At 71.9% G+C, this 4,609-nt stretch carries 4 protein-coding genes and 1 pseudogene; 1 reads left to right on the top strand and 4 read right to left on the bottom strand.

The features are described 5' to 3' along the window. Window positions 1-151: 151 nt before the first annotated feature. Window positions 152-796, bottom strand: coding sequence for a TetR/AcrR family transcriptional regulator (locus K6I34_RS32205; RefSeq protein ID WP_229331545.1), 645 nt, complete (start codon window positions 794-796; stop codon window positions 152-154). A gap of 120 nt (window positions 797-916) precedes the next feature. Here K6I34_RS32205 and K6I34_RS32200 point away from each other — a divergent pair, with 120 nt between their 5' ends. Continuing rightward, window positions 917-1,660 carry a hypothetical protein gene (locus K6I34_RS32200; RefSeq protein WP_229331543.1) on the top strand — a complete coding sequence of 248 codons (744 nt, stop codon included), beginning with the start codon at window positions 917-919 and terminating at the stop codon, window positions 1,658-1,660. Window positions 1,661-1,722: 62 nt separating this feature from the next. Here K6I34_RS32200 and K6I34_RS32195 read toward each other — a convergent pair whose 3' ends face one another. From K6I34_RS32195 to K6I34_RS32185, 3 genes and pseudogenes are all read right to left on the bottom strand, one after another. Beyond that, window positions 1,723-3,321 (bottom strand): hypothetical protein, encoded by a 1,599-nt coding sequence (locus K6I34_RS32195; RefSeq protein WP_229331541.1) that lies wholly within the window; start codon window positions 3,319-3,321, stop codon window positions 1,723-1,725. 375 nt (window positions 3,322-3,696) lie between these two features. After that, window positions 3,697-4,134: a nucleoside deaminase gene (locus K6I34_RS32190; RefSeq protein ID WP_229331539.1), complete on the bottom strand. Its 438-nt coding sequence runs from the start codon at window positions 4,132-4,134 to the stop codon at window positions 3,697-3,699. Then, window positions 4,131-4,609: pseudogene (locus K6I34_RS32185) on the bottom strand (LLM class F420-dependent oxidoreductase); the annotation flags it as partial. The pseudogene K6I34_RS32185 and the gene K6I34_RS32190, both read right to left, overlap by 4 nt.

The following is a 4,609-nucleotide window of genomic DNA, read 5'->3' as shown; positions in this document are numbered from 1 at the left end:
GTCGGTGGGTTCGGTGGGTTCGGTGGGTTCGGCGGGCCTCTCCGCCGCGCCGCCCCACGGGGATCCGTTGCTCTCGGTCATGCCCCCATTCTGTGCCGCCGGGCCCGGCCGGACCGGGCCCCTGCGGCCAGGGTCAGGGCCAGGGCCAGGGTCAGGGACGGCCGGGCGGCCGGATCCGCGCCGCGATGCCGTCGCAGAGCAGCCGCACGCTCTGGACGAATTTCTCGTCCAGGTCCTGGGCCGAGGCCGACGCCGAGGCCACCGTCATCGGAAAGCGTTCGTGAATTTCGGCGACGGCCTGGGGGGTGACGGGCACGGCGGGCGGGTCGCCCTGCTCCTGCAGGACGAATCCAGTGATGTGGCTGAGCAGCGCGTCGGCGGCGACCCCGCGCTGTTCCTCGGGCACTCCGGCGTCCATCAGGGTCTGCAGCAGCCGCTCCATCAACGACAGGGCCCCGGTGCTGAGCACCTTCGGGCTGTCGGCGAACAGGGCGGCGCCACCTGGGTGTTGCCGGATGCTGTGGCGCAGGGCGACGGCCTGGGCCTCCACCCGGTCCTCCCAACCGGTCTGCTCGGGCAGGGCCGTGAGCGCGGCCGTGCCCGCTTCGTAGGCCTGGCGGGCCAGCCGGTCCGCCATCAGCTGGAGCAGGGCGCTCTTGCTGGGCACGTGGTAGTAGAGGCTCCCGGCGTGCGCGCCGAGTCGTTCAGCCACTTTGCGCATGGACAGCCCGTGATAGCCCGATTCGGCGAACACAGTCATGCCCGCGTCGATGATCCGGTCCGCGGTCAGCTTCATGGGGACAAGTTTATCCACAGGTTTCAAACACTGTTTGAATCCGGCCGCCGCTACCGCTAATGTCGCTGTCATCGCAGCTCGGGCAAGCCGGGCAAGCCGAACAGGGGGATGGGGGCGGCGATGGGCGCGCTGGTGTTCAACGTGACCACGGCGGGGCTGATGGTGCTGATGTTCAAGGCCGGTATGGCCCTGATCGGGCCGGACACCGTGGCCGGGCGCCGCCCGCCCTGGGTCGCGGCCGGGCTGGCCGTGCTCGCGATCGGCGCGGTGGTGACACAGCTATGCTGGTCGGGGGCGATGGACGCCTTCGACGACGACCCGAGCAAGTCGGGCTGGTGGCGCGTGGTCACCGCGGTCTTCATGCAGAACGGCGGCCTCTTCGGGGCGGTGTGGAACATCGCCACCCTTGTGGTCGTCGCCGCGCTCGCCGAGTGGTTCTGGGGCGCGCCCCTGACGGTGGGCCTGTTCGCCGCGGGCATTCTCCTGCCGCAGCGCATAGACGCCCTCTTCGGGGAGTCCGACCGCGCCACCGCCGATCCCCGTAACTTCGCCGGGAGCTCGGGCGCCACCTACTTCCTCGCCGCGACCCTGGCCGCCGCACTCCTGCTGCGCGCCGGTGCTCGCGGCGGCGCCCCGAAGGAGCGGCTGCTCGCGCTCGCCGTGCCCGTCGCCGGCCTGGCCCTGTGGTTCGCCCAGGCCAACGGGCACGGATTGGTGGCGGTGTACGGCTTCGCCCTCGGCGCCCTGGTCCGGGTCCTGGCCCGCCCGGTCGTCCGTTCCGACCGGGACCTCCGGCGTCCCCCGCGGACGACCATGGCCTCGCTGACGGCCCTCGTCGGCCGACGGCCCCGCCAGGCCGGTTAGGGAACCGGTCGGAGAAGAGCCGGGGAAGAACGGCACCGACATCCCCGGGCTCCGCACCGTTCCTAGCGATGTTGGCCGGTGTTGGCCGGGTTATCGCAATCCGGATCAGTGTTGTGGTCCGGTGGCCTCGCGGACGGTCTTCGAGGCCGGGGTGGCACGAGGGGTTCACGTCGGCGCGGCCGGGTCTTGTCACCCTGGTGGGGTGTGCCTGTCGTCCTGGGTGGGCTCGTGGTCCCGTGCGGTCCGGGTCCGGGTACGGTCTGGCCGGTAGCTCTCCGTCCCGCCATCCTCTGGTGGTGGGCGGTCACACCTGGCCGACGCCGGATCCGGTGTCCCAGGCCGCGTCTGCCGATCGCCACGGCGGCACCGTGATGCCGTGTGACGACCGTGGTCGGTGATTGCTGCTGGAGCGGGGTCCGCCAGTGGCGGGTGCCCCAGCGGGAGGTGTACGCCGGGTCGACGGCGACGACGACGAGCCCGGCGTGGTGGGCCATGCCACGCAGGCGTTCGCGGAGGCGTGCGGTGGGGATGCCCGCGACGGTGCGGCGGAAGGTCTTGCCACGCTTTCCCCGGCCGAGTGTCTCGCGGCCGGTGGCGCGGGCGTCGTCGAAGCCGAGATTCTCGATCACGATCCCCGCGCACCCCCGCTCGCGGGCGAAAGTGGTCAGCTGCGTGATGGCCTGGCGCAGGCGGCCGTCACGTGTGGCACTGGTGCCGGTCAGCTCCAGCGGGACGGTCAGCGGCTGGCCAGTGGGGTTGCCGTGAGGGTCGAGGACGACCGCGGCGAGGTGGTCGGCGTTGAGGTCGACGCCCAGCAGCCGCGCGCCCGTGTCCTTGAGGCCCTGTGGTGAAGGAAGGGGGGTGGTGTCGGTGGACCAGGATGCGTCCAGGTACCAGCGGTCCCGTACCGGGTCGAGGGTGATGTCGTAGCGCACGGCCTGGTGCACCGTGACACGGTCGAGCCACTCCTCACGCCGGTGGTGGAAAGCGACCGTGCACGCCAGCCGATACCGACCCCGCGGAGCGTTGGCCAAATACCGCAACGGCCCGGGAAGGACAAGGGTGACCGAGCCGTCGTCAGGGCTGACGGTGATCGTGTAATTTCCGAACGGCGCGCCACTCTCACCGTCGGCGGTCAGGAACAGCCGCGCGGCTTCCCACCGTTGCCGCCACTGCGCCTCGGTCAGCCCGGCCTGCTCCAGGCTGTGCCGCGCCTTCAGCAGCCGCCGCCCGCCCACCACAATGCCGGGGCGGCCCTGTTCGATCCGCTTCTCGGTGCGGGCCAGCCGGAGCCGAAGAGCACGCAGGCGCCGCTGCTTCTGGAACCGCTCATTCTGGTCCGAGTAACCGCGAACTCTGCCCGAGCGTCCCCCGGCAGGCGCGGCCAGCCGCTGTTCGATGACTCTGATCGCGCGGCGCAGGTGGGCGCGTTCGTCGTGGAGGCAGCGCAGGGAGAGCTGGTACTGGTCCTCGCTGGTACGGGTCATGGCCCCGGCCCACCGCGAGGACGAGCCCGCCGTCAGCCCACGCTTGCGCTCAGCCCGCCGCGCATCCCTGCCTTTGACGTTGCCGAGGGACACACGACCGGCCAGATCGGTGCGCTGCAGGCGCCCGTTGTGCTCACCGACCAGCCGCAGCACCCCGGCATCAGCAGCCGTCACCCGCAAACGGTCCCGGATCCGCGCACCCGACGGCGCGGCAACAGTGAACGGCGCGGCAATCACCCGCAGCCCACGACGCCCGCCAGACCGATGAGTCACCGGCATGCCACACCCCCTCCCTAGCGCACACCCAACCGATAACCGAAATCCTATGCATAGGCGCCTCTGCCTCACATCACTCACACGAGCGACAACATGACTGGCAACGGCCTATAACCGAAACAACAGTTGCCCACCCGTCGTGTTCTACGCCCTGGCGGACGGCAGCCGCTACGTCCACTTCGGCGTACGGGCCACGGCCAAGTCCGGGTGACCACGGCCGACGGGTTTCCCCGGCCGACGAGCCCCCTCGGCCGACCGGCCGGTCCGGTGCCGTCAGCTCGGCCGGTAGTAGGCATCCATGGGGACGCGTGCCTCGTCGAACAGCGCCGGGCCGTCCTGTGCCACGGACGGCCAGTCGCCCGACTGCGGGTTGAGTTCGACGAGCTGCTCGGTGGAGAGCGCGTAGACCACCCGGCCGATGCCGGAGCGGACGATGCCGCCGCCGCACATGCCGCACGGCTGGCAGCTGGTGTACATGGTGGTGCGGGCGGCCGTGTCCGCGTCCAGCTCGCGGGCCGCCCACCGGGCCAGCTTCAGCTCCGGGTGGGCGGTGATGTCGTCGTCCCGCCGGACCGTGTTGTGCGCCTCGGCGAGGACCGCCCCGTCCGGCCCGGCCAGCAGCGAGCCGTACGGCGCGTCCCCCAGCTCCACCGCGCGCGCCGCGATACCGATGGCGCGGCGCAGCAGCGCCTCGTCAGCAGATGTGATCATGACGCCATCCTCCACCGCTCGGCCACTGCCGTGAGCGCCCGCCACATGGCCTCGGGCCGACAGGCCAGGGCCGGGTCCCCGTGGTACGGGTCCAGCACCACCGTCTCGGCACCGAGCCCGCGAAGCTCCTCCAGATCACCCACGATCTGCTCCAGATCCCCGACACCGGCGGGCCGTTCAGCCCCCTCGGCCCGGTCGTTCCCCGCGCCCGGAACGACCGGGGCGTCGGTCAGCCGCAGCGCGATCCGTGGCGCGAACCCCGGCAACGCGTTGTCCGCGAGGACCGCCCGCATCCGCGCCACCGGAAGCCGCAGCGGATGCCAGGCGTCACCGAACCGGACCGCCCGCCGGATCGCCGCCGGGCTGTGCCCGCCGACCCACACCGCGGGCGCGGTACCGCCCTCCGCCCGCCAGGTCTCCCGCACCACACCCAGGTACTCGTCGGTCAGCCGGCCCCGCGCGCCGAACGGCACCC

Source organism: Streptomyces sp. UNOC14_S4 (assembly GCF_020740835.1).
In the GTDB taxonomy this organism is placed as follows: Bacteria; Actinomycetota; Actinomycetes; order Streptomycetales; family Streptomycetaceae; genus Streptomyces.
This window is presented reverse-complemented; position numbering and strand designations above follow the sequence as displayed.

Bases quoted from the DNA above. Each gene is read 5' to 3' on its own strand.
- K6I34_RS32205 (WP_229331545.1), bottom strand. From the start codon at position 796: ATGAAGCTGACCGCGGACCGGATCATCGACGCGGGCATGACTGTGTTC.
- K6I34_RS32200 (WP_229331543.1), top strand. From the start codon at position 917: ATGGGCGCGCTGGTGTTCAACGTGACCACGGCGGGGCTGATGGTGCTG.
- K6I34_RS32190 (WP_229331539.1), bottom strand. From the start codon at position 4,134: ATGATCACATCTGCTGACGAGGCGCTGCTGCGCCGCGCCATCGGTATC.